The sequence below is a fragment of the Aequorivita vitellina genome, from assembly GCF_022008365.1.
GTDB lineage: Bacteria > Bacteroidota > Bacteroidia > Flavobacteriales > Flavobacteriaceae > Aequorivita > Aequorivita vitellina.
The window spans coordinates 1-25,703 of record NZ_JAIRBA010000018.1; the positions used below are offsets into that span (position 1 = coordinate 1).

The following is a 25,703-nucleotide window of genomic DNA, read 5'->3' on the forward strand; positions in this document are numbered from 1 at the left end:
GAAAGAAGGTTAATTCAGGGGAAGGTGGCCGCCGGTTACAATTTTTAATTATAGTTGTTATTTTAATCTGGCGGTCGGAAGGGGTAAAGCCTTTGATCTTCAATTTCAACTCTTTCCAGTTCTTAGTTTCGTGTTCAAATTTGCCATCTCCTGAATCCTGTTTCCTGAATCCAGTCTCAAATCTCACGTCTCACGTCTCAAATCTAAATTGTCCTACGTCCTACGTCCTACCGTCATACGTCATCTTCACGTTCATCTTCAACTTCTCCCGATAATTAACGAAAGAAAAAAGGAAGAAAGAAGATGGCAAACAGTACTTAATGGAAACAAGAAACAATACCCTGGAAGAGAAAAATTCAAATCAAATACTGACGGGTAATTTGAAGACGAAGATGAAAACGAAAATGAATCCCAAATTAACCAATCAACGGATTAATCAACCAACAAATCAACCATCACCAAATCCACCATAAACATTTTACACATTATAAATCGTCTAAGGCAACTTCAGTGCCATTAGCCGTTAGTTGTTTTTCTAAGTAATAAAGGCCGTTTTGAGCGGGGGAGTAGATGTATTCGGCGATGCCCTGTGCGTCTTCAGTTAGATTGCCGTCGGCATCGTAAAATGATGTGCGAATGGTTCTTCCGCTGCTGTCTATTTGGTAAACGTAATCGGCAATGCCTTCGGCGTTGTTCATTAGTTTATCGTCTGTGCCATAAATGGAAGATCTAACAACTTCATCATTATCATTGTAAAAATTTTCTAATTTATGATACCCCTCCGGACCTATAACCGGATTTTCTCTGACACCAAAATAGGAATATCGGCGTAAAAAGCCAGCGTAGTTAAGTTCTACTACCATTGTACTAAAGCCTTCAAAACTAGTTGTTTTTTCACCTTTTGTGCCATAGTATTCGGTGCCCGTAAACCTGTCGTGTTTATCGCGATTATAAACTATTTTATGAACCCCATTCGCGTTCAGGGCTGGTTGATTTCGCTGGTTAAAGAAGCTCTCCGTAAGTAAAAGTCCGCGGGGGTTATAAGTATATTTAACCATTCCTGCTGGGGCGAGCAACTTATTGTCCGTTCCGTACATTTTTGCAATGGAATCCATTCCAAACCGGTTTACAATAACGCTTGTTCTAAATACTCCGTCTATAAGACTGGGATTCATGTTTTTGTCATAATTGGAACGGTCTATCAAATAATTGTTGGCATCGTATTTATAGCGATTAAAAGTAGTATTTTCAACCGCATTCGCCAATTGATCTGTCACCGTAAAATAAGTGGTTTTAGTCTTGTTGTTGTTTTTGTCGTACTCCCAACGCACTATCGCCACGTCTTCCTGCCAAGCGTGTAGTTTTCCCAAAGAGTCAAAGGCAGACATTTCAATCTGGTTACCTCTTTCGTCGTATTTGTAATGGTACTTTGCCACGCCGTCTTCGGTTTTTGCCCAGTTCCCGTCAGCTTTAAAAAATGCTTCGCTTATTATTTCTTTTTTATCATTTAAAAATTGTTGCGTTTTTGAGACGCCCAAATCGTTAGCAGACTCTATTCCGAAAGCATCGACATTTTTCTTAATTACGAGCGAATCTCCTTGGTATTCATAGGTCGTAGCGCCATCCTTTTTTTCTGAAAATTTTAAAACGTATCCTGGATAATATTTCGCGTCGAAGGTAATTCTTCCTAAACTGTCGTAAAGCGAAACATGTTGATGGTAATCATCCATTCCTTTGGTGGGCAGACCGCGGATGTTAAATTTTCGTAAATCGGTTAAATTGCCATATATATCATAACTATAGGTGTATTTATGAACCCCATCTACGTCTGTGGTTTTGTTTCCGGCATCATCAAAAAAAGCAGTGGCGATAATATTCCCCTGGGCGTTATACTCATAAGTCGAATTGTAGCGATCAACCGCAATAGCCAGTTTACCGTCCATATTAAACTCCTTTGCGTTTGTTACTACAAAGTTGTCATTAGATTCATATACGTATTTGAAAATAAAAAATTCGTCAAGCATAGGCTTGCCACCCTTACTAAAAGAAGAAATAATTTTGGTAACCTTGTTAGCCCCCATTTCACGAAGTTCGTGATAGGCTTTAAATCTTTTTACAGGCATTCCGTCTTTGTTAAAGTAACTGGAATACATACTTTTTTCGGCAGCATTCCAAATACCTTTTAATTTATAAACTCCATTTTTTGCAACTCGATTGCCGTTCTCATCAAAATAGGTACGGGTAATATTACCGTTTTCATCTGAAATGGTACGAGTAATATGAGCGACCGTTGTATTAGAAAATGGCGACCCTTCCGCATCAAAACGTTTCACCTCTCTACTTCCGTTGTCAGAATAAGTGATGCTGGTTTGGGCGGCTTCAAAATAGCCTCCATTTACAAGTGTTCCATTTTTGTAAAATAATATCACCGTGCTGTCTGGCTTTCTCACTACATTGTAAACTTCACCATACATACTATTAATAGTATTTTCGGGATAGGAGGTGAGTAATTCGCCTTCCAAACTTTGGTAAACTTTTCTAAACCAAGGGGAGTCTTGTTTGTAAAAATCTTGATAACTGTATAGGTCTTGATTGGAGTAGTTGGCAGTTTCACGTAACAACCCATCAATATATAACTCCCAATATCGTTGTGCAGGCCATTGGGTATTGTGCTTAGATTCGTCGTCATACTGAAGCTGCATTAATCTTTCGGCTTCTAAATATTTTTTACCCAACCGCTGTAATTCATTGTTGGTCAAATTTTCAATTCCAATGCCAATGGCTTCCTTTCTAAAAAGACGCGCGTAATATTCGGTAATATTAAAATGATGCTGCTCGTGAATTAACAATTGATCCGACTCTATGTCGGCTTCATTAATACGTCCCGATTTATGGGGAATCATTTGGGCATAAATATTTAAATATTTATCTGCTCGATTGCCTTCAAACTGAATATCGGAATATACCTGTGCGTGAAAATTACCTGATATGGAATTAATCACAGGGAAATCCTCCCAATTTAGAACTCGTTCATGCCAGCGTATCGATTCTTCTATTTCGGCTCTTTTAGCATAGCCTAGCAATATTAAGCCTCCCAATAATAGCGCCGAAATAAGTATATGGTGTTTAGGCTTCAAGCGAGATGAGATTTTGGTTCTTACGTGTTTTGTAATAAAAATAAGGTATATAGGTAAGTATAAAACTCCCTATTAAATACGCTATATCTCCGCTAATACCCGCGAAGTTGAGCTCTGTAATATTGTTGCTGTAAACTTCGTAAATTACTATAACTAAATACCAACCAATACTAAAAGCTGCCCTGTGAACAATGAAAAAAGTGGACGAATTAGTAAAGTTGTTTCTATTAAAACTCACCGCCAATACGGTAAAATAACCAGCTATAATAAGTATGCATTCAATAATAAAATTCCCCCAGCCGTCGTCCCTTAGAAAATAACTTACCAAAGCAACTGCCAAAGCTGTCATTAAAATGCCGCTGAGTAATTCACTACCAAGTTTTTTTAGAATACCTTTTTCCGGCGATATAAATTGCGCTGCTTTTGCGGGTGTTGAAACTTCCCTGTCCAGCAATTCCTGAAGTTTGGGATCTTGGCCGTACTTGTTTTTCCGCTTTTCCCCTTCACTAAAAATCATGGCGAAAATATAAAAAGGAATAAGTTGATAAAAGCCATTGTTGCCCAAGTCGTGGCACCGTTTTGCTCCTTGAGCTACTAAAAACCAATATGCTGCAGCAAAAGGAAGAAGAAGCTGAAGTCCTGAAATATTCAATTGCTCAATTATAAATGCAAACCCATATATAAAGAACAAAAATAGGGCATAACTAATGCCAAATTCGGTTCTGCGGATACGTCCGTTAAATGAAAAGGGGCTCTTAAACATTTGTTAAAAATACAGGAAGGCAATATAGTATAAATGTAGCGGAGTTTGCAAATTTGTTTTTTAAATGTTTTTTGGTTTGGGGTTTTAAGATGACAATGGGAGAATAAAAAATGAACTCGAAAATAGTCCCGATAGCTTTTGGGAGAAGAAAGAAAAAAGAAGAAAGAAGAAAGAGTGAATTTCCCTGATTAGAGTTGACCGATTTTAGTCTAGCCACTAGTCTCTTGCGTCTTGTTCGGTCCCCGGTCCTCGTTTCTCATCCCTCGTCCCTCGTCGCTCCCCCTCGTCCCTCATCAAATAGTTCTTTTTTCTGAAAACTTGTTATAAATGAGGAATCCCGTAATGTGGTGATTTTGTATTGTTCTATTTTTGAAAAACTAACATTTCAAATTAAATGACTAGAACCCATCATGCTTTATGCTATGTGAGAAAGCTGATGGTGATGGAGGTTGACTCTGCAAAATTGATGGGAATTATTAGCCGTCCTAAACTTATAGAACATGAAGGTTACTAAACTTATAAAAATCGTCTTGGCAGTCTTATTCCTCCTCTGCCTACTAGACATGCCCTACGGCTTTTACCAACTAGTACGCTTTTTGGCATTCATAGGCTTCGGATATTTAGCCTACCGGGCTAAACATGAAAATAACAATACCGCCGTAATTATTTACGCCGCTCTCGCCTTGCTATTCCAACCTTTCCTTAAAATTGCTCTTGGACGCGATCTTTGGAATATTGTAGATGTAGTAGTTGCCATCGGACTTATAATTACACTATTTCCAAAGAAATCAACGCCCCCCAGAACATATTTATAAGGAGGGATAAAACGGATTACACTATAAGTTTCACCTGTTCACAACGCACTATTACTGTCCTTCTTTTGTAGGATTATTTTGTGTTCTTACTATAAGATTACCTATATCTACTGTGCCAATTTGCTCTTTGCCTCGAATAAAAACTAAGGTGCTTATAGTGTTGTTTTTCGGAAGAGAAATATACGCACGACCTTTCTCTAGAGGGGTTGTGTGGTTTTTTTCTCCTTCACAGGAACGGGCAATCAACGGGTCTTGCATAAAATATTCCAGAATCTGATTTCCTTGTTTGTCTAAAATTGATACTTTAAAATCACCACTTGGGTAGGGTAGTTTTCCGGGTACTACGGAAATTGTGGCGCTACTGTCTATTACTATTTTATTGTTCACTACCATTGCTTCCAAAACATAAAAGGAGTTTTCGGTGATTGAAAAATAGTTCAAATTAAAAGGCGTGGTGTTTTTTTCAACAAGCGCGCGCTTTTGTTCGTCGTTCTCTTCTTGAGCTTGTGCTGCTATTGATAACAACAGCCAAGCTGTGATAAAAAATATAGTATATGGTGTTTTCATGATTTTTTCAATTTGAAGCGTTATCAAAGACTACGTAGGTAATTCTGCTTTTGCAGGGGCAATCATATTGGGTATGGTTAAGGCCAGTGGTTACCATTTAGCAATTAGACACACATAAATGATACCAACCACTACTGCCCATTTCCACGGCATCTGAAGCTTCCTTGCAACTTCCGTAATCTGAGGCTGCCGCTTGGGCTCCAGCTAGAGTTGACCAATTGTTCGGAAATTCAGCTTGTTGCGCATGGGTTCCATTACCATATTCATCTTTTAGCCCGTAAAGCGAATGCCCAGCTTCGTGCATAACCGTTCCTCTATTTTGCATTTCGGTAGAAAAAACACCGCCACTTGCCCAGTCACGCAGGTCGTTTTGGTGCATTAGCGCTTTACCTTCTGCAAAGCTTAGAAAGGAATTATTGGAAGGCAGCTGATGCGGCCCATCAATAGCTCTTCTATCATAATCGGTGGCGTGGCCGGTTTGGGCGTTTATGTAAAAGTTGTGTTGCCGTCTCCAAAACTGTGTGTGTGACTCATCAAAGAACGATTGCCGAATAACACCGCTACAATGCGTATAAAAAGTATTAATGTTTGTAATATCGGTATCGGGAATAAACACCAAATCGAAAACATCGTCTGGATCTCCTTGGGCATACACTGGCGCTGGCATATTGGTTACAGGATACGGGTTGGTGGCGTAGGTAACATTAAACGACTTGGTTTGGTCAGGTGTGGTAAAGACCCATCGGTAGGTTACCAATTTGTTATCGCCGTGTCCGCTGGACTTAGTAAAACTTAAATCGCCACTGGGATTGTTCCAGGTTTGTAATAAAGTTTCTGTGCCAGCCGTAGTAATGGTATTACTGCTGTTTATAGTATTTACTGTTTCATATAGTTTTGCCGTGGTGATGCTGCCATCGGTTACACGTTCGGCAGTATAGGTTACAGCCTGGCTTTCCGAAGGATAGATAGGACTGTGCAAAACTAAGGTAATTGGATTTTTCTCGCAGGAAATGAATGACATTCCCATGAGTACTACAAACCCGGCCTGTTTCATCTTTAGAACAAATAGGTTTTTCATAATTAAGTTTTTAAAGTGTAAAACAAATGTAAATAATTAAAAATGAAACGGTTATGGTAAAAACCCCCAAATTGCACAGGGTTTTCCCTCTCGTTATCTTAAGTGCTAAATAGCTCGTCCCTTCCCCCTCGTCGCATGTCGCTCGTCGTTCCCACCTCGTCGCTCGTCCCTCGTCCCTCTTTATAAGCTATCAAATTCTAAATCAAAACAGGCAAATTCTAAATCATCTGGAGGGAATTAATTAGTTTCGTATACTTTCGACTATTAAATTCACGAGTATGCGGCTATTGGTTATTGTAGTTATTCTATTTTTAAATGTCAATAATCTTATTGCACAGGATAGAATTATAGATAGTCTTCAAAACAAACTCGATAGCACGGAAAACTATCTAGAAAAGGCTAAACTGTATAATGCCATTTCACAACAATACAAGTACAGTGATCCTCATAAAATGCTCCAGTTCGCACTGAAAGCCCTTAATTTAGCCGAAAAAGAGCAACTAAAGATACAAATGGGGAATGCCTATTTAAATATGGGTACTGCCCATATTATTTTGGGCGATTATCAAAAAGCAATGGACCACTTTGTATGGGGAAAATCTATTTTTGAAGAACTACCAAAAACACCCCAAACCTCGGTCGAGGTTGCTCAAGGTATTGCCAAAACTTATGGTAGCATGGGCATTGTTTTTTCCGAACAAAGCAATTATGCCAAAGCACTTCAATACTATCTCTATGCGGCTAGAGCATATGAAAAGTTGGAGAACAAGGGACAGGCCGCTAAAATCTATAATAATATCGGGGTTGTTTACAAATCACAATCCCAAAATCAGAAAGCCTTGCAATATTTCCTTAAAGCCTTGCATATTCAGCAAGAACTAAAAGCCGCAAATGCGGGGATTACCCAAACCAATATTGCAAATATTTACTTTAAAAATGGACAATTAGATAAAGCCTTTCAATATTACACTGCGGCAAAAAATAGTTTGGATAAATATCCCAATACTCGGGCATTGGGCGAGTGGTATAATAATATTGGTGCTTATTATCACACTCGCAAATACCCAGAAATGGCTTTGGAAAACTGGCAAAATGCAATCGCTGCCTTTAGTGAAATAAATGACAAATTTGGCCTAGCAGATACCTACCTTCTTTTAGCTGAATTTTACAACCATCAAAACAACAACACAAAAGCCCTACAAGCCGCTAACAACGCTCTGAATTTAGCAAAGGAAACTGACGTAATGGAACAGATGGGGGAGGCAGAAAGATTGTTAAGCGATATTTATTATCAAACGGGAAACCCCAATCAAGCACTGATTCATTTTAAAAAATATAGCACCACCAAGGACAGCCTTAACAAAAAAAACGATGTGCGAAAAGCAATTGAGGCCGCTATGAACTATGAGTTTGAAAAGAGAGAGCTTCTGCAAAAGGAAGCAAATCAAAAACGGGAATTACTAATAAAAGAAGAAGCAAAAAGCAATAATTTAAAATTGCTTTTTGGAGCGCTCATTGCCTTATTGCTTTTTGGCATTGGGTTCTTAATATACAATCGTCACCAACTAAAAAAAACCCTCACCCTTCAAAAAGAATTGGCAGAATATGAGCAAAAAGCACTACACCTGCAAATGAACCCTCATTTTGTATTTAATTGTTTGGGATCCATATCAAGTTTTATTGTTCAGAATGGAACCGATTCTGCTATAAAGTACCTCTCAAAATTTTCAAAATTGATGCGGTTGACTTTAGAGTATTCAAAAGAGTCCCTCATTCCTATTGATAAAGAAATTGAAAGCCTTCAAAATTATTTGGAATTGGAACAACTTCGGTTTAATGATAAATTCGGCTTCAGCATTACAAAAGACCCAAATATTGAGGACGATGTGGCACTTCCACCTTTATTGATTCAGCCATTTATTGAAAATGCCATTATCCACGGTGTTATTCCCAAGAAAGAAAACGGAACTATTTCAATAGCTTTTTCGGTTACCAATTCATCCCTGCATTGTACTATAGTTGATAATGGCGTGGGGATACACCAATCCCAAAAAAATAAAAAAGATTTGGTATTGGCACATAAATCCATGGCACTGGGTATTATTAAAAAACGTTTGGAAATGATTGCCGAAGCAACAACTAAAGAAACCAACATTGAAATTGAAGAGATGAAAAAAGATGAAGAAATAATCGGTACAAAAATAAAACTGCAATTGCCTTTGCAGTATATTGGCAATTAGACTATAGCATTTCGAAAATATTTATGATAAAAGCAATTTTAATAGACGACGATAAAAATTTAAGGGAAGGAATGAAAAAACTACTCGCCCTATTTGCCCCCAATATAACGATAATTGGGGAAGCAGATAGCGTTGCAAGTGGCGTCGATGCAATGGATAAATTACAACCCCAAGTTGTTTTTCTGGATATACAGTTGAACGATGGTACCGGCTTTGACATTTTGGAAAAAGTAGCTGAAAGAAATAAAACCATTACTTCAAACATTGTGTTTATAACTGCTCACGAACAATACGCAATTAAAGCTTTCAGGTTTAGCGCGCTTGATTTTTTGTTGAAACCAGTTGATCCCGAAGAACTTCAAAAAGTAATCGAAAAGATTGAAACGGTTGTTGAAAAGAAAAACGATTTTTCGCATATTGATCTGTTATTGGAAAACATTCGGAAAAATGTAGATAATTTTAAACGCATTGCACTGTCAACCCAAGATGGAATACATCTTTTTAATATAAGCGATATAGTGCGCTGCGAAAGTGAGGATAATTATACCAAGTTTTTTATAAACGATCACAAACCAATAATGATTTCAAAAACATTAAAGGAATATGAAGAGCTTTTGGCACAGCACAATTTTGAACGCATCCATCAATCGCATTTAATAAACCTTAATTATTTAAGATCGTACATTAAAAAGGATGGCGGTTATGTGGTAATGGAAGATGGTAGCCGTTTGCCAATTTCGCAACGGAAAAGGGAGCGATTGCAAAATATTTTAAAAGCTATGTAGCGAATTCTAAATGAAAATTGGCGTATGCTCATTCACCCTTTAAACACAAAAAACACTTAACTACATTTATTGAAAATTTCAAATTATGAAAAAAATACTACTTCTTCTTTTACTTGTTACTGGTTTTGCTAGTGCGCAAATAATAAACATTCCAGACACATCGTTTAAGTCTGAATTAATAAATGATGGCGTCGATACCAATAACGATGGAGAAATACAGCAATCTGAAGCCTTGGCCATAACTTCAATGTCCTTACAATCTCCAAATATTATGAGTTTAACCGGCCTAGAGGCCTTCATTAATTTAGAAAATTTTGAAAGTGACCCAAACCAGGTAGCTGTATTAGATTTTGCAGCTAATGTAAATTTAATTTCATTGAGTATTCAAGCTGCCATTCCTCCCAATGTTGGATCCTTATCTTCAATAAATATTGCTGCTTGTACTGCTCTTGAAAGTTTTTTGATATCAGCCTCGTCTATTACCACATTAGACTGTAGTTCAAACGTAAACCTAACTGCATTATATATAGCAGGCAACCCACTGTTAGAAACAGTCTTCATAAAAAATGGTAGTGATGAAAGCGCAAACATGGGGTCAGGAAGCTGGATGGAAAATTGGTTCCCAAGCAATAATCCCAGTTTACAGTATGTATGTGCAGATAATTTCCAAACAACCGAAATACAGCAATTTGCCGGAACCGATTATCCAGTAAATTCTTTCTGCACCTTCCCTCCAGGGGGTGAGGTAAATACAATTACCGGAGTAACAAAATTTGACGATGAAGGCGATGGATGCGACGCAGGAGACAGTACTATTCCCTATACAAGTTTTAATATAGAGTTTAATGGCAGCCCTACCAATGCAATAGCCTACAGCAATGCTCAAGGAGTTTACAATGTTTATGCCGCAGAGGCAGGTACATACTCCTTATTCCCAAACTTGGAGAACCCCAACTATTTCAATATTAATCCACCGTCTGCAGATATATTATTTCCAATAATTGACAATAGCATAGAGACGCAAGACTTTTGTGCAGAAGCTAACGGAATACATCAAGACCTTGAAGTAGTTATAGCACCAATAACACCCGCAAGACCAGGATTTGAAGCAACCTATTGGTTAGTCTATAAAAATAAAGGAAACCAAACCCTTTCTGGAGATGTTCAGTTTAACTTCCCAGAAGACCAAATGGATTTTGTGTCTTCAAGCACCACGCCCAACTCCCAAGGCGCGGGAACAATGACATTCAATTTTACCGACTTGCAGCCCTATCAAACCGAAACTATTGAGATTGTTCTTGATGTAAATGACCCCATGGACACACCTCCCGTAAATATTGGAGATATATTGGTGCTTTTTACTGAGATTAACCCCGTGGCAGGGGATGAAATGCCAAATGATAACTTTTTTACGCTAGATCAAATTGTAATTGGATCCTTTGACCCTAACAATATTGTGTGTTTACAGGGTGAAGAGGTGCCCACAAACTATATTGGAGATTTTCTTCACTATGTTATAAATTTTGAAAATACGGGAACTGCGCCTGCAGAGAACGTTGTAGTAACTATGGAAATCAATCCCGATGATTTTGATCCCACAAGTCTTCAAATACTTAATATATCCCACGATGTACAAATAAGAGTTTATAATAATTTGGCAGAGTTTCATTTTCAAAACATAAATCTCGATACGGGAGGTCACGGAAACATACTGCTTAAAATGAAGACCAAGAGCGATTTAAACTCAACAGATAATGTGGGAGCCAAAGCCAATATTTATTTTGATTATAACTTCCCAGTGGAGACAAATGAAGCAGTTACTACCTTCAGTGTATTAGGAGTAGATGAATATAACAATTTAAAAATTGTAATATTTCCAAATCCTGCCAACGATTTAATACGCATTCAATCCGCTTCAGTTATAAAAAATATTGGCATCTACGACCTTCAAGGAAGATTAATTGACGCACGCACTACTAATAAACAGATTACTGAACTTAATATTTCAGCCTTAAAATCTGGAGTCTATTTCCTTTCCATTGAAACCGAAAAGGGAACTGGCTTTAAAAAGATTATAAAAAATTAGAAATATAGAGCGTGGCTTATTTTAAAAGTAAATTGATATAAGATTTACTAGTTAAGCATAAGTGAGGGCAAGAAATTTAGTAGAAATTTCTTGCCCTCTTTCTATAATTCACCCATTCCAAAAAAAAGCAGTAAACACTTAATTAACATGGATCACTCTTAATAAGTGAATCTGTGAATTCATGGGGGGGTCAAGTGATTTTTATAAAGCGCAAGAACCATAAAAACAACCTGCGCTAAGCCAGCCGGTCCTGAGCTTGTTGAAAGGTGTTGAAGTATATCAAAGCCACCCTAACGCAAACCTGCCAATTACGGAAAACCGTAACAGCGAGCTTTATAACACCCCACCTACGCATAAAGCTTCGGTGGCCTAAGGGGGAGAATACCAAATATGAACTTTTTCGTTAAATAGAACCGCTATCTATTTCATTCTTAGCAGACACCGAAAAAAAACAACGCGGCCCATATTGTTTCGGCTTTAAAGATTAAGGTGTGTGCAAAGGTTACGATGTTTATAATAGCTTTTAAAATTTAACATCGGCTTGTAAGTCTGTTTCGTTTATTTCGTTTAATATTGTATAGTTAACTAAAAGCAGAGACAATGGAAACTTATAACAATATTAATAAGCCGTCAAAAGATGAGCAAAGATTAGCAATAGAATCATATGATGCTTTAGCTTCTGTTATTGAACAATTAAAGTCAGAAAACCCAGAAATTGAAATAGAAGAAACTCAAGAGAGGATTAAAGTTCCTTTGAGCGCCTTAAAGTTTTTAGGGGAAATATTGAAGGCAATGAGTCAAGGAAAACCATTTTCTTTAGTACCAGTAGCAACAGAAGTCACAACTCAAAAAGCTGCTGAAATCATTGGTTGTTCAAGACCCCATTTAGTTAAATTACTTGAAGAAGGTCAAATAGAATACACTAAAGTTGGTAAACACAGAAGGGTTAAATTCGAAGATGTAATGATGTACAAAAAGAAAATGAAGAGAACTCAGAAACAGAACATTATTGATATAATGAAGTCGGACGAAGAATTGGGAATTTATGATTCATAGTGTAAGATTTAAGTGTGTTTTAGATACCAATGTAATTTATCCAATCGAAATACGGGATTTATTATTTTGGTTTGCTCATTTCGATATGTATACTCCAAAATGGAGCGAACATATTTTTGATGAATGGAAAGGTGTTATGATGAGAAAAGGGGTGAGCGAAGAAGAAGCTAATATAAGAGTAGAAAGAGCAAATATAGCATTTCCAGATGCTTTGGTTGACAATTATTCCGGGTTGATCAATAGTTTGGAATTGCCAGATCCTAAAGATAGACACGTCCTTGCAGCAGCAATTAAAACAAATGCAAATATTATTGTTACAAATAACATTAAGAACTTCCCATCTTATTATTTAGCATCTTTCGGATTAACAGCTAAAACCGCTGATGACTTTTTAACCGACATAATTGATTTAAATCCAGAGCAAGCAGTTAAAGCGTTTAAACAATTAGTCCTAAACAGAAGAAATCCAGATTTGGATGAATTTCAAGTTTTAGATATTTTAAGAAATAGAGGTCTGAAAGATACTGCCGATTTTCTACATTCTCAATTGTAATCAAATTATTGCCAATTTGTTTACTCTCAACTTCGTCGGCATATATCTCTAATAGAGTATTGTTTCCAAATATAAAACAAAAGCAAGCCCAACCCTTACGGAAAACCGTAACAGCGAGCTTTATAACACCCCACCTACGCATAAAGCTTCGGTGGCCAAAGGGGGATAAAACCAAATATACTGATTTTTGCTATAGGCAGCAAGCAATAGGCTTTAAGCTAGAGTGCAACAATTAAACGATTAAACAATTCCACAATCCACCGTCAAATAATTTAGTTGCACACGCGATGCTCCCGAAGTCTCGGGAGCGCGGCAGCGGAGGGGTTGGATTGATACCGGTATTGTGTATCACAGATTCTCTGGTAAGTGGAATGGACATTAAGTATATTGGTTATCAAAAGTGAAGTTTTTTAATAGCAATATAGCTTTTTTTAAGACCTAAATAGATTCCTTTCCATTACAGAAAACCAGAAGAGTGAACTTTTTTAACTGGGGAGAATATCAAATATAGTCATTTTTTCGGCTTCAAAAATCAGTAAAAGGCTATATGAATGTCAGAATAATTTGAAACGCTTTCTGCTTCATTTTGCGTAACACAGGCGCCAGTGAAAATGAAATATACTATTGTAGCACATGCCATACAATCGCGCGGCAGCGGGGTTAGCTATTAGTCTGGGAATTGATATGGGAGGGGGGAGGGCGCAGGGGATGTTTTTTTTATTGGAACAAAAGTAATAGCCTCATTGAGTAAATGAAGTGGGTGCTTTAAAAAACTTGTGAAGGGCTGTTCATTTTAAAAAGGGAAAACAATGACAGTGTCTGATTTGCATTTAATATAGCACTAAAGACCAGTCCTATAATACTCTAAGACTTTAACACGTAACAAATATTCATAACCAACATTTGCTAAATTGATCTGGGCATTGTCCAAATTATTTTTACTTACAATATAATCCACGCTATTTGAGACTCCATTGTTAAAACGAATTTCGTTTATACGGAAAGATTCCTGGTAAGCCTCAACTTGGTTTTGTAGAATTTTATAGCGCTCATAGGCAGTTTGCATTGAATTGTATGACTGTTTAACTGACTGCTGAAGATTGAGTTTGGTTTTCTCTAAAGCTGTTTCTGCCTCTTCTTTCTTTATTTTTTCCAGTGCAACATTATTTTTGGCTCGGAAGCCATTAAAAATAGGGACAGTAACAGCAACACCAAAGGAAGAGTTTAAGTTGTTGTCAAATTGGTCGTTATAGGGGATTTCCTCACTTCTAAAATTTGTTTCTTCACTCAATACTGCATAATTTTCATTGTTTATGGTAACAAAATCGCCATTTTCAACGATGCTGCTTCCCGTTTCATTAAAAAGACGAGCTGCACTTGAATAATTAGTATTTAAGTTTGCAAAAAGACTTATTTCTGGGCTGTATTGAGACCGTGCAATAGCAACTCCCTTGCTTGCAGCCTCCAGCGCTAAATCACTAGCCTTAACGGAAGGAAAAACTTCCAAAGCTTGCATATAGACATCAGATGGGGAGTATGTATATTTTTTAATTTTCAACTGTAAATCTAAGCCCGCTACTGTAATTTCCGCTTCTGCATTTACTAAGGTATTCAAGTTAATGAGTTCGTTTTCTAGCGTTTTTTCACTTTCAACCAAATAGGAAGCGTCTGCAGCAATTTGTCCTTGAAGGTCCCGATATTCTGCAGGATTTCCTGTTTCCTCCTCATACAAACTTCTAAGTCTATCTAATTGCTCCTGGGTGGTAGTTACCCTTGCTTTGGCAAGTTTAATCAAATCCTGTGCGTTCAATACCTGCAGATAAGTTAAAGTAACATTCAAAATCAAGGCTTGTTTTGCAGCTTCTGTTTCCATCTCACTGGCCTGTAGGTTCAGTTTTGCTTGTTTCCAACTGTTGATGAGCCTAAAGCCATTAAATATAGTGGCATCCAGTCCTAGTGTAGCATTCGAGAAGCTTAGCTGTTCATTAACAAATGTATTTGTATATGGATCTATACTTCTTCCATTAGAAATACCTAAATTATAAGTGCCATTTAGCGTTGGAAGCAGGGCGTTTTTATTTTGTCTAAAATTTATGTCGCTTGTGTTTTCCTTAAACTGTGCTTGCTTTAAATCCAAATTGTTTTTAAGAGCCAAATCAATACATTCCTCTAGGGTTCGAATGGTACGGTTGTTATTTTGTGCGAAAACAACAACTGGAAAGCTTAGTAATAAGAGATAAATGATTTTGATTTTCATGATTTTGAATAATAAATAGAATTAAATGTTATCGCGGCCACCATCTAAAAGATGTATCGTTCTTGAGCCGTATGCTGCGTTCAATTCAGAATGTGTGGCCTGAATAATAGTAACCCCCTCTTGGTTCAATTCCTTAAAAAGCTCCATAATCTCCTCGCTTTGTTTGGAGTTAAGGTTGCCTGTGGGCTCATCAGCCAAAATTAGTTTTGGTTTGGCAATCAAGGCACGAGCAATACCCACCAATTGTTGTTGACCGCCACTCAACTGACTAGGGAAAAGGTCTTTTTTGCCAACAATATTGAATCTGTCTAGCATATCGGCAACCAAAGCTTTGCGTTCCGATGCTTTAACATTTTTGTATAGCAAAGGCGTTTCTATATTTTCATAGACTGTCAATTCGTCTATTAAATGATAGGCTTGAAAGACAAATCCAATATACTCCTTATAGAGCTGGGAGCGTTTTTTTTCTTTCAGGGAATGAACTGATTGATCAAGAAAATTATATTCACCTTCCTGAAAGCCGTCTAACATACCAATAACATTTAGCAAAGTAGATTTTCCTGAACCTGATGGTCCCATAATTGAAATAAATTCGCCTTCTTCCACTAGTAGATTGATGTCTTTTAAAAGAAAAACTCGGCTTCCTCCCTGGGAAACCCATTTAAAAATGTGATTTAATTCCAGTAGCATATTTTGTATTTAGTATTCGTCATAATTTTTATACAAGGACCCACTATTCAGTTTTCAAACTATCTACAGGATTTTGTAGAGCCGCCTGAATGGTCCTTACGCTTATGGTAGCCAGTGCAATAACAAAAGCAATACCACCAGCGGCAAGGAAAATCCATACACTTAAATTTATATGGTAGGCATAATTCTGTAACCATTGTGTAGTGAGGTACCAACTTAAAGGCGTGGCTATTAAAAAGGCAAAAACCACGAGTTTTAAAAATTGTTTGGATAATAAAACTGTAATAGTTGAAGTACTGGCTCCAACCACTTTGCGAATTCCAATTTCCTTTCGTTTTTGATTTACCACTAACAATGAAATGGCAAAGAGACCTATACAACTTAAAATTATGGCAAGTATGGAACCGGCACTAATCATTGTAGTCATTTTGCGCTCTTCTTTTAATGTGCGATCTATGTTTTCATCCAAAAATGAACCTAAAAACTCTGTATCGGGCTCCAAAGTGTTCCAAACTTCCTTAACCCTATCGTAAGACTGGGAAAGATTATTGGGAGCTACTTTTATAAAAGCATAGTATTTTGGTGAACTAGGATTCATAAAATAGCTAATGGGCTCAATAGTTTTATTTAGACCTTGAAAATTGTAATCCTTTACAACACCAATCACCGAATATTGAATTGAATCGTTCAATAAAAAACGTACACTTAAGGGGTCTTTCTCACCAAACTCCTTGGCCATCGCTTCATTTATAACAATTGAAAGACTATCGGAAGCATATTGTTTATTAAAGGCTCGCCCTTGAATCAATTCTATATCCAAGGTTTTTGGGTAGTCGTAATCTACATTAAGCAAATTGGTTTTAACTTCCCTTCCCTTATAATCAAAGCCCATTACGATAGTTGATGATCTTCCATCTTTACCCAGTCCTAGTATGTTGTCTGCAGCAGTCACGCTTATAATACCCGGCTTTCCCTCAAGAGCATTTCGAAGTAATTGTAATAATTGAGCTCTATCTTTTTTGGTGTTTAATGGCAGCGTAATTACTTGCTCTTTATTAAACCCCAGATCCTTTGTCCGCATAAAATCCAATTGACTCCAAAGTACAAGGGTTCCACTAATAAGTAAAATTGCAATACAAAATTGAACAGCCATCAAAACATCGCGAACCTTATTTTTGCCTGTATGCTGTAGTTTGCCCTTTAATGCTAGCAAGGTATCCAACTTGCTCATTAAAAGTGCTGGATATCCTCCGGCTATTAAAGTAATAAGCAGTAAACTTAAAAGAAGCCCCAGAACAATTCCCGGGCTTGCAATTAAAGCGAATGAGGCTTTCGTCTCGAATAAAGTCTGGAATTTATCGAGTAGCAGTAAGGCCAGCAGACCTCCAAAAAAAACTGATAAAGAAAAAACAAAAATACTTTCCCCCCAGAATTGTAGAAATAGTTGCCCTTTGCTAGCCCCCAAAGTTTTGCGCATGCCTATTTCCCGAAGGCGTTGAGACCCTTTGGCAATACCCATATTAATAAAATTTACACTGGCTATAAAAAGAATGAGAAATGCGATACCAAGAATTAAATAGGGGAGTGTTTTATTCACTTTTGACGAATTGCTGTTAAAGTCGGTAAAGCTGATGTCCTCAAATGGTAAAAGATGTATTTGTCTATATTCACCATCTGAATTTGGTTTTGCGCCGTCCCTTTTTGCGGTTGCTATGTCATCTGCAAAATGCAGGTTTGAAAAGGCAGCGGTAGCTTTCTCAAACTTTGCTGCTGAAGTTTCTGCATCCAACTGTAAATAAACAGGGTGGTTATGGGCGTCCCACCTGTCTTTATTTGCTGCATAAAAGGAAGCTGGTAAGTCTGTAAAATTTAAAATCGCATCAAACTGAAAGCTACTAGCCTCAGGTATGTCCTCAATAACTGCACTCACTACAAAGGGTACATCTTCATTGTCGCGACGCATAGTAACCGTTTGTCCAACGGCATTCATTTCTCCAAATATTTTTTGTGCGGTCGTGCGTGTAATTGCTATAGATGATTTATTTTGAAGGGGGTTGATTTTTGAACCACCTACCACCGGAAAGGAAAAAATATCGAAGAAGTCTCTGTCTGCCCATAAAACATCAAGCTTCAATGTTTTTTCTCCAAATGTAACCAAGGGTCCCCCATTAGCAACGCGGGTTATTTTTTTAACACCAGGGACCTCTTCCTTTAAGGCCTCTGCAAATGGAATTGGATTTGCATTACTAATTTCGGTGCCTTTAGCGGTTTGGGAGTTTGTGTAAACTTCATAAATAGAACCAATATTTTCGTGAAACTGATCAAAGGAAAGTCCAAAGATGGCGAACATACCTAACAAAAATGCCGCGCAAAAAGCCGTGGAAAGCCCAATAACATTAAGAAAGGTAAAAGTTCTATCCTTCCATAAATTCCGTAATGCGATTTTAAAATAATTCAGTATCATCTTGTATAATTTTATGTTTTTTATCCGTTATCAGCAGCCTACTCGTTCCTTAAGCTATCCACCGGATTGGCAATGGCAGTTTTTATAGCTTGAAAACTGATTGTAATCAAAGCAATACACATGGCAATTATCCCAGCTATAACAAAGACCCACCAATTTATCTGAGTGCGATAGGCAAATTCCATCAGCCATTTGTGTGTCAACCACCAAGCTACGGGTACAGCTATTGCAAAAGCTATTAATACCAACTTCAAAAAATCCTTTGTCAATAATTTTGTGACTCCTGTAACAGTAGCCCCTAAAACTTTACGGATCCCAATCTCTTTGGTGCGTTCCTCGGCTGTAAAAGCTGCTAGGCCAAATAGTCCTAAGCACGCAATAAAAATGGCCAATAATGAAAATACAGTAGCTGTGTTTGCAGTTCGCTGTTCCGAGAGGTATAAGTTTTCTACGTACTTGTCTAAAAATTGATAAGCGAACGCGGTATTTGGCAAATTCTCATTAAAAGATTTCTGTACGTCTTGCAAAAACCCAGAAAGGTTTTTAGTGTTGTATCGAACGAGCAAAGTCCTAACCGATTCGGGGCCATCAGTCATTTTATAATACATATATCCCCCAATTTTATCTTTTACGGACTTGTAATTAAAGTCCTTTATCACACCAGAAATAATAGCATTATCACCAAATTCTGTATTTATGCTTTTCCCAACCGCTTCTTCTGGTGTTTTATAACCCAAATAGCTAATTATGGCTTCGTTTATTAAAGTATAACAAGTTGAATCCCCCTTCGCAATAGTTGTAGGCAGTTCATTTCCTGCCAAGAGTTTTAACTGCATGGTTTCAATAATATCGCCATAAGTACGGCAGGTGTTTACAGGAAGTCCTTCAGTGTCTGTAGCTAATTTGCGTACTGATCTGCCACTTTCCACATCGCCGGGAATGGTCTGTACGGCCGATACGCTTTTAACGGTCGACTTTCTTTCCAAAGCGTTTATCAGATTTTGAATTTGTTGTTGATTTTGTGCAGACTTTACTGAAAGCGCCACAACCCCTTCCGGTTTATAGCCCAAATCTTTCGTTTTGATAAAGTCCATTTGCTGAAGAATTATCACAACCGCAATAATCAAGATAATGGAAGCAGCAAATTGAAAAACAACCAATCCCTTTCGAACAAACTCTGCACCGCGATGTTTCTTTTGAGATTTATTCATCAATGCCAAGGGGGAAATATTAGACATTGAAATTGCGGGATAACTTCCGGCAATAAGAGTTACTGTTGCCCAGATGGCTAAAAGACTTATTAGAATAGGGGTAGAATACAAATTGGAATAATGCAATTCATTTCCCGTAATACGCTCAAATAAAGGAATACCCAAAAATGCAGCGGCATAACCTATTACAATTGCTATGCATGTGAGTATAGCGGTTTCCATATAAAAAAGGAAAAGCATCTGCCTCTTATTAGCTCCCAGCACCTTATTCATTCCAATGCTTTTGGTACGTTTTCTGGAATTGGCTGTGGCCAAGTTCATATAATTGATGCACGCAATAAGCAAAACCAATAAGGATAGAAACAGCAAACTTTTAACGGTACTAATATTTCCCTGCCTTGAGGTGTATGATTCTCGAAGATGAGAAGAGTATAGGTGTATTTTTGTTAAGGGTTGGAAAAGAAATTTTGTAAAATATTGCCCCGACTTTTCAACATTTTTATCAATTAATGCTGTGGCCTGTTTTTGTATTGCTGCTACATCTGCATTAGCTTCTAATAAACAATAGGTTTCATAACTGGCGTTGCTCCAATACACATTTGTTCCCATCCAAGAGTCCATAATGTTATAGATCATATTACAGTCTATCACGCTATTATGGGGAAGGTCTTTATAAACACCTGTTACTTGAAGGGTATCTCGGTTGTTTACGATGATTGTTTTTCCTAAAGCCGATTCATTATTAAATAACCGTTCTTTTGCTGATTGCGAAACCACAATAGATTTTGGTTTGCTGAATGCAGTATGGCTATTTCCTTCTATAAAATTAAAATCAAATAGTTTAAATATTGCGGAATCGGCCAAATACAGTCTTTTTTCTGTAAAGTTTTTATCTTCAACTTTTAAAGAAGCTGTTGCGCCAAAATCATCTTTTATTAGTCTGCTCATTGACTTTACTTGTGGAATATCTTCCACTATTGCTGGGCCTACGGCATTGGGTAAAGTTGCCCAGGTTTCAAAATCGTAATGGGAAGAGGTTTCCATATTAACGCGATAGATGTTAGCTGAATTTTTATACATCCTATCAAAGCCCAGCTCATTGGAAACATATGTAAACAAAATTATACACACGCATATACCAATTGCCAGTCCAGCCACATTTAGTGTTGTAAACAACTTATTGGCGCCAAGATTCCGCCAAGCGATTTTAAAATAGTTCCTAATCATTTTGTATATTTTTAAAAACTCTAAAGGTTTCTGAAACCGTTGAGTCTAATTATTTTATTCGTTTCTCAAACTTTTCGCTGGGTTTTCGCTAGCAGTAGAAAGCGTCTTAATACTCATAATTACTAAAGCCAATAAAACTATCCCCAATCCGCAAATAACAAAGATCCACCAGCTTAGGGAAGTTCTGTTTGCGTAACCTTGTAGCCAATTGTGAACGCCATACCAAGCAATTGGAGTGGCAATTAAAAATGCAATGCCTATAAGTATTAAAAAATCTTTACAAAGCAATAGGTTAAGTTGCAACAATGAGGCTCCCAAAATCTTACGGATTCCAATTTCTTTTACACGGCGCTCGGTTGTGTAAATAACCAATCCTAAAAGTCCTAAGCAGCTAATAAGTACTGAAAGTACCGTTGCCCAATTTAAGAGTTTGGTCATACTACTTTCTTTTTCGTAAAACTTTGCAACGGTATTATCTACAAAATCCATTTTGAATTCAGATTCTGGATAAATGGTTTTCCAAGCATCTTCAACTTTGTCAATTACTGTTGACCAGTTTCTTGAATCGGTCTCATTTAATTGCAAATGGATTGTATTTAATTGCGAATATCCTTTTCTATTCCAATCGCCAATAAAAGCCATTGGTTCAATATTCAATTTTAACGAGCGTTGATTAAAATCTGCCATAACACCAACGATGGGTACAGCATTTTTGCCTTCACCAACCATTTTGTTTATTGCTTCTTGAGGCGTTTTAAAACCTAATGTTTTTCGGTAGGTGTCGTTTATAATGTATTCGTGGATTGTATCGTTCAGCAACGCTCTTCCTGCTAATAATTTGATGTTGTATAATTTTAAATAATTTTCATCCCCATAAAGCAATTCTATATTACTGCGTATTTCTTTTTTTCCGTCCAAGTAAAGTACATTGGTGGCATGCGTATTAAAAGAAGCTGGTGGCGAACCACCCAAACTTACTTTTTCAATTTGTGGGATAGTTTTAAGTTTTTCAAGTAATAATTGCCTTTTTTCGATTGATGAATCCATCCAAGGAGTGCGGATATAAGTGATGGCATTGGTTTTAAATCCCATATCTTTTTCCATTAAAAAATGAATTTGCTTGCCAACCGCAATAGTTGCAATAATGAAAACTTGTGCTATAATAAATTGAAAAACAATTAGTCCCTTCCGAAGAGAAATATGACTATTAGTTGAAAAAACGCTATTTTTTAAAACTGAAACAGGCTTAAAAGATGAAAGAACAAGTGCTGGATAAAAGCCTGATAAAAATGTGATGATTATTATTAAAAGAACTGCAAAACCAATAATTAGAGGATTTGCAAATAGACTAAAATGTAATCCTTCTGGAATAAATCCAGCGAAAACTTTCAATAGCAAAGCAGCCAAACCGATTGAGAGCATTCCCGCAAACACGTTAAGTAAAAAGGTTTCCCATAAAAATTGAAAAACCAATTGTTTTTTTGAGCTTCCCAAGGTTTTACGGATGCCAATTTCCTTGGCGCGTTGAGTGGCTTGCGCTGTGTTGAGGTTTATAAAATTAATGCACCCTAAGAGCAATAGAAAAGCTGCTATACACAACAGGCTATATAATATGGCTCTATCTGCCTTATATTCTGAAAAGTCAAAAACACCGTAGTTGCCGCCAAAATGAAGTTCATTTAACGGCTGAAGTTTAAATGTTCTGTGTTCATTATATTTTATTGAATATTCACTCGCATTTTTTTTCGCCAATTCGTTTAACTGTGTCTTCACCGCTGAAACCGATTTTTCAGAATTCAATTTTATAAATAGTTGGGTGCTAGAGCTTGTGCTGTTCCAGTTTTCATCAAGGATTTGGTCTTTCATATAAGACTGCTTTCCTGTTTCTACCGAAATAATTTCTTCAAAAGTAAAATCTGTCCGTTCCTTAAAATTGGCAACAATCGCAGTAACTTTTGTAGAAACCGAATCATCATAAACAAGCGTTTCACCAATAATAGCATTGTAACTTTTATTGGGGAAATATTTTTTGGCGCGACTTTCAGTTAAAACCACTTTGTTTGGCGCATCGATAGCAGTTATGGCATTACCCGCCAAAAAATCATAGTCTAGAAACTTAAAGAAATTGGTGTCGGCATAAATTACTTTTTCAGGATTGTTGAAAGGTTTTGAAAAGGAAGCATTCATTACCTTAGAAGGTTCTATCGTAAAAAACGAGGTGGCAAGTTGAATGCCAGTAACACTTTGCTTTACTTCGGCAATAAGCGGAACCGAAACACCGTAATTGTAAGATTCCCCTTCGGCCGAAGAATATTGGGTAGTTATACGATAAATAAGACTGCCGTCTTTATGAAATTTATCAAAAGTAAAATCGTAATAAACCATCAAACCAATTACAAAAGAAGCGCTTATGCCAATGGCAAGACTAATAACATTTATAAAGGAAAAGAGCTTGTTTTTCCGAATGTTGCGAAACGCTATTTTGATATAATTTGTAATCACGGTGCTGAATTATTTATTACTTACTTATATACTCTGACAGTACATTCTCTGTAACCTTCTGCCCATCCAGCATTCTTATAATACGATGGCTATATTTGGCATCGTGCTCACTGTGCGTAACCATAATGATGGTGGTACCCGTTTCATTCAATTCTGTTAAAAGATCCATTACCTCGTTTCCGTTGCTGCTGTCCAAATTTCCTGTAGGCTCATCGGCAAGAATCAGTTTTGGATTGTTTATCACAGCTCGGGCTACTGCCACACGCTGTTGTTGCCCCCCTGATAGTTGTTGCGGAAAGTGTTTCCTTCTGTGCATAATCTGCATTTTTTCCAATACTGCATCAACCCGTTCCTTGCGCTCTGCTGGTTTTACCCCTGTATAGATTAAAGGCAGTTCTACGTTTTCAAAAACGGTTAATTCATCAATTAGATTAAAGCTTTGGAAAACAAATCCAATATTATGCTTCCGGAGGTCGGCGCGTTTACGCTCGTTAAAGCCTGCTACTTCTATTCCGTTAAACACAAAGCTTCCCCCATCAGGGTCGTCCAATAATCCAAGAATATTCAGCAAAGTGGATTTCCCACAGCCCGAAGGCCCCATTATCGCTACAAATTCTCCTTCATTTACCTTAAAGGATAATTTATTCAAGGCAATGGTGCGCACCTCTTCGGTGGCGTAGTATTTTTCTAAATCGGTAATTGTTATCATAGTTATTGTTTTGAGTTATCAGCTTTCAGCCTTTAGCTTCAGCTATCAGGTTTCGGCTATCAGCTATCAGTTATCGGGTTTTTATTATTTTCTTGCTGCCCGCTGCCCGCTGCCTGCTGTTTTCTATTTTAAAATCAATTCCTGGACCTCTCCATAGTTGTCATAACTGCTAGTTATTACTTTATCACCAGGTTCCAGGCCGCTCAATACTTCATAGTTTTCTGTATTCTGACTGCCTAATGTTATCTCGGTTTTATAGGCGGTATTGCCATCTTCACTTACCTTAAAAATCCAATTACCTCCAGTTTCTTGGAAAAAACCTCCCTTAGGAATCATTACTGCCTGCTTCTCATCGCTCAAAGCCAATCGTATCTGTAAGGTCTGTCCGCGACGAATTCCTTCGGGTACAGTTTCCTCAAATTGCATAGCTACCTGAAAACGGCCGTTGGCAACTTGGGTATAAACTTTTTTGATAGACAGTTGGTAACTTTTGCCATTAAAGCTAAAACTACCCGTTTGTCCGTTGTATATCCTAGAAATATAGTGCTCATCAATATCTGCGCGCACCTTAAAGCCACTTAATACATCTAATTGTCCCAAGCGTTCACCTTTGTTTTTAGATTGTCCAATTTCAGCATCTAGAGAGGTGAGTTGCCCATCAACAGGTGCTTTTACTACTAGATCTGCTACCTTCCTGCGCATAAGTTCCAAGGCGTTTTGGGTACGGGCATAGCTGCTTTGCACTTGTCCCTGTTCCTGTTTCACCGCAAGGGAATCCTGCTTTAGAATTTGCCTAGACAGTTTCATGCGCTCTTTCTGATAGTTGTAATCGTTTTCAGCTTTTACCAAATCCTGTCGCCCTATGGCATCCTTATCGTACAAATTTTTGTTGAGGTCATATACGCGTTTGGCTTCTATTAAGCTACTCTCCACATCAGTATATTGGTTTAATTTATTGATGGTGTTTTGTCGGGCAGCATTCTGTGAAATCTGCATCTGGGTCAATAAATTATATACTTGTGTCTCTTGATTCACAAGGCTTAGTTCAAGGTCTGTATTGCTAAGTCTTAAAATAGGATCGCCCTTCTTTAGTATCGCTCCGTCCTCTACAAACTTTTCCTCCACACGACCCCCTTCAAGGGCATCCAAATAAATTGTGGTAATAGGTAGCACAATTCCATTTACGGGTATATTTTCTTGAAAAACACCTTTTTCCACAGTGTTTATACTGATGCGCTCTTTTTCTACATTCAATTTTGAACCGCCAAAAGATGAAATAATTACAAAAACAATCAAAGCCAATAAAAGGGCAATACCACCTATAGTTAGTATTTTTTTGATGGTAAATCGTTTCTTTTTTATAGGTATGTCCATAGTATTATTTGGTTTTCATATTATCTCTCGTCAATATGATGCCAAAAAAATAAACAACTGTTTATCAGTATTTTGTGTGAAATATAAAATTTAATAGTGTCCGCTTTTGATACACCTCCTGTTCGCTGCCGATACACTTTTTTTAATTCTGAATTATCAAGGCGTATTTATAAGTTCTAAATTCAGAAT

Annotated in this window: 17 protein-coding genes; 6 read left to right on the forward strand and 11 right to left on the reverse strand. The window is 37.3% G+C overall.

Annotated features, from left to right (window positions below):
* Window positions 1-485 precede the first annotated feature (485 nt).
* Together K8089_RS09905 and K8089_RS09910 are read right to left on the reverse strand one after the other, a co-directional pair.
* A complete protein-coding gene (locus K8089_RS09905) occupies window positions 486-3,137 on the reverse strand; it encodes a hypothetical protein (protein WP_237603126.1) in 2,652 nt (883 codons plus the stop codon).
* Window positions 3,127-3,900, reverse strand: coding sequence for a DUF805 domain-containing protein (locus K8089_RS09910; RefSeq protein WP_237603127.1), 774 nt, complete (start codon window positions 3,898-3,900; stop codon window positions 3,127-3,129). The genes K8089_RS09905 and K8089_RS09910 overlap by 11 nt, the downstream gene beginning before the upstream one ends.
* Window positions 3,901-4,400: 500 nt before the next feature.
* Here K8089_RS09910 and K8089_RS09915 point away from each other — a divergent pair, with 500 nt between their 5' ends.
* Entirely contained in the window at window positions 4,401-4,715 is a 315-nt protein-coding gene (locus K8089_RS09915) for a DUF6804 family protein (RefSeq protein WP_237603128.1), read from the forward strand.
* Window positions 4,716-4,766: 51 nt separating this feature from the next.
* On the opposite strand, the gene K8089_RS09920 is transcribed toward K8089_RS09915, so the two are convergent.
* Both K8089_RS09920 and K8089_RS09925 read right to left on the reverse strand, forming a co-directional pair.
* Window positions 4,767-5,282: a hypothetical protein gene (locus K8089_RS09920; RefSeq protein ID WP_237603129.1), complete on the reverse strand. Its 516-nt coding sequence runs from the start codon at window positions 5,280-5,282 to the stop codon at window positions 4,767-4,769.
* A gap of 97 nt (window positions 5,283-5,379) precedes the next feature.
* Window positions 5,380-6,360, reverse strand: a complete 981-nt coding sequence (locus tag K8089_RS09925; RefSeq protein ID WP_237603130.1) for a hypothetical protein — start codon at window positions 6,358-6,360, stop codon at window positions 5,380-5,382.
* Between the two features lie 278 nt (window positions 6,361-6,638).
* Here K8089_RS09925 and K8089_RS09930 point away from each other — a divergent pair, with 278 nt between their 5' ends.
* From K8089_RS09930 to K8089_RS09950, 5 genes are all read left to right on the forward strand, one after another.
* Window positions 6,639-8,600: a tetratricopeptide repeat-containing sensor histidine kinase gene (locus K8089_RS09930; RefSeq protein ID WP_237603131.1), complete on the forward strand. Its 1,962-nt coding sequence runs from the start codon at window positions 6,639-6,641 to the stop codon at window positions 8,598-8,600.
* Between the two features lie 23 nt (window positions 8,601-8,623).
* Window positions 8,624-9,385, forward strand: coding sequence for a LytR/AlgR family response regulator transcription factor (locus K8089_RS09935; RefSeq protein WP_237603132.1), 762 nt, complete (start codon window positions 8,624-8,626; stop codon window positions 9,383-9,385).
* 85 nt (window positions 9,386-9,470) lie between these two features.
* On the forward strand, window positions 9,471-11,471 hold the full coding sequence (locus K8089_RS09940) for a T9SS type A sorting domain-containing protein (RefSeq protein ID WP_237603133.1): 2,001 nt from the start codon (window positions 9,471-9,473) through the stop codon (window positions 11,469-11,471).
* A gap of 600 nt (window positions 11,472-12,071) precedes the next feature.
* Entirely contained in the window at window positions 12,072-12,527 is a 456-nt protein-coding gene (locus K8089_RS09945) for an excisionase family DNA-binding protein (protein ID WP_237603134.1), read from the forward strand.
* Entirely contained in the window at window positions 12,517-13,080 is a 564-nt protein-coding gene (locus tag K8089_RS09950) for a PIN domain-containing protein (protein WP_237603135.1), read from the forward strand. Before K8089_RS09945 ends, K8089_RS09950 begins: the two co-directional genes overlap by 11 nt.
* Window positions 13,081-13,921: 841 nt before the next feature.
* Here K8089_RS09950 and K8089_RS09955 read toward each other — a convergent pair.
* From K8089_RS09955 to K8089_RS09985, 7 genes are all read right to left on the reverse strand, one after another.
* Window positions 13,922-15,337, reverse strand: a complete 1,416-nt coding sequence (locus K8089_RS09955) for a TolC family protein (protein WP_237603136.1) — start codon at window positions 15,335-15,337, stop codon at window positions 13,922-13,924.
* 21 nt (window positions 15,338-15,358) lie between these two features.
* Complete coding sequence (locus K8089_RS09960; protein ID WP_237603137.1) at window positions 15,359-16,027, reverse strand: ABC transporter ATP-binding protein; 669 nt, start codon at window positions 16,025-16,027, stop codon at window positions 15,359-15,361.
* A 43-nt stretch (window positions 16,028-16,070) separates the two neighbouring features.
* Window positions 16,071-18,491 (reverse strand): ABC transporter permease, encoded by a 2,421-nt coding sequence (locus tag K8089_RS09965; protein WP_237603138.1) that lies wholly within the window; start codon window positions 18,489-18,491, stop codon window positions 16,071-16,073.
* A 38-nt stretch (window positions 18,492-18,529) separates the two neighbouring features.
* Window positions 18,530-20,929, reverse strand: a complete 2,400-nt coding sequence (locus tag K8089_RS09970; RefSeq protein WP_237603139.1) for an ABC transporter permease — start codon at window positions 20,927-20,929, stop codon at window positions 18,530-18,532.
* A 54-nt stretch (window positions 20,930-20,983) separates the two neighbouring features.
* Complete coding sequence (locus K8089_RS09975; protein ID WP_237603140.1) at window positions 20,984-23,431, reverse strand: ABC transporter permease; 2,448 nt, start codon at window positions 23,429-23,431, stop codon at window positions 20,984-20,986.
* A 16-nt stretch (window positions 23,432-23,447) separates the two neighbouring features.
* Entirely contained in the window at window positions 23,448-24,140 is a 693-nt protein-coding gene (locus tag K8089_RS09980) for an ABC transporter ATP-binding protein (protein WP_237603141.1), read from the reverse strand.
* A 123-nt stretch (window positions 24,141-24,263) separates the two neighbouring features.
* Window positions 24,264-25,514, reverse strand: coding sequence for an efflux RND transporter periplasmic adaptor subunit (locus K8089_RS09985; RefSeq protein WP_237603142.1), 1,251 nt, complete (start codon window positions 25,512-25,514; stop codon window positions 24,264-24,266).
* Window positions 25,515-25,703 lie beyond the last annotated feature (189 nt).

Coding starts and splice junctions, on each gene's coding strand:
- K8089_RS09935 (WP_237603132.1), top strand. CDS start 8,624: ATGATAAAAGCAATTTTAATAGACGACGATAAAAATTTAAGGGAAGGA.
- K8089_RS09915 (WP_237603128.1), top strand. CDS start 4,401: ATGAAGGTTACTAAACTTATAAAAATCGTCTTGGCAGTCTTATTCCTC.
- K8089_RS09960 (WP_237603137.1), bottom strand. CDS start 16,027: ATGCTACTGGAATTAAATCACATTTTTAAATGGGTTTCCCAGGGAGGA.
- K8089_RS09910 (WP_237603127.1), bottom strand. CDS start 3,900: ATGTTTAAGAGCCCCTTTTCATTTAACGGACGTATCCGCAGAACCGAA.
- K8089_RS09940 (WP_237603133.1), top strand. CDS start 9,471: ATGAAAAAAATACTACTTCTTCTTTTACTTGTTACTGGTTTTGCTAGT.
- K8089_RS09945 (WP_237603134.1), top strand. CDS start 12,072: ATGGAAACTTATAACAATATTAATAAGCCGTCAAAAGATGAGCAAAGA.
- K8089_RS09970 (WP_237603139.1), bottom strand. CDS start 20,929: ATGATTAGGAACTATTTTAAAATCGCTTGGCGGAATCTTGGCGCCAAT.
- K8089_RS09930 (WP_237603131.1), top strand. CDS start 6,639: ATGCGGCTATTGGTTATTGTAGTTATTCTATTTTTAAATGTCAATAAT.
- K8089_RS09985 (WP_237603142.1), bottom strand. CDS start 25,514: ATGGACATACCTATAAAAAAGAAACGATTTACCATCAAAAAAATACTA.
- K8089_RS09965 (WP_237603138.1), bottom strand. CDS start 18,491: ATGATACTGAATTATTTTAAAATCGCATTACGGAATTTATGGAAGGAT.
- K8089_RS09980 (WP_237603141.1), bottom strand. CDS start 24,140: ATGATAACAATTACCGATTTAGAAAAATACTACGCCACCGAAGAGGTG.
- K8089_RS09950 (WP_237603135.1), top strand. CDS start 12,517: ATGATTCATAGTGTAAGATTTAAGTGTGTTTTAGATACCAATGTAATT.
- K8089_RS09920 (WP_237603129.1), bottom strand. CDS start 5,282: ATGAAAACACCATATACTATATTTTTTATCACAGCTTGGCTGTTGTTA.
- K8089_RS09925 (WP_237603130.1), bottom strand. CDS start 6,360: ATGAAAAACCTATTTGTTCTAAAGATGAAACAGGCCGGGTTTGTAGTA.
- K8089_RS09955 (WP_237603136.1), bottom strand. CDS start 15,337: ATGAAAATCAAAATCATTTATCTCTTATTACTAAGCTTTCCAGTTGTT.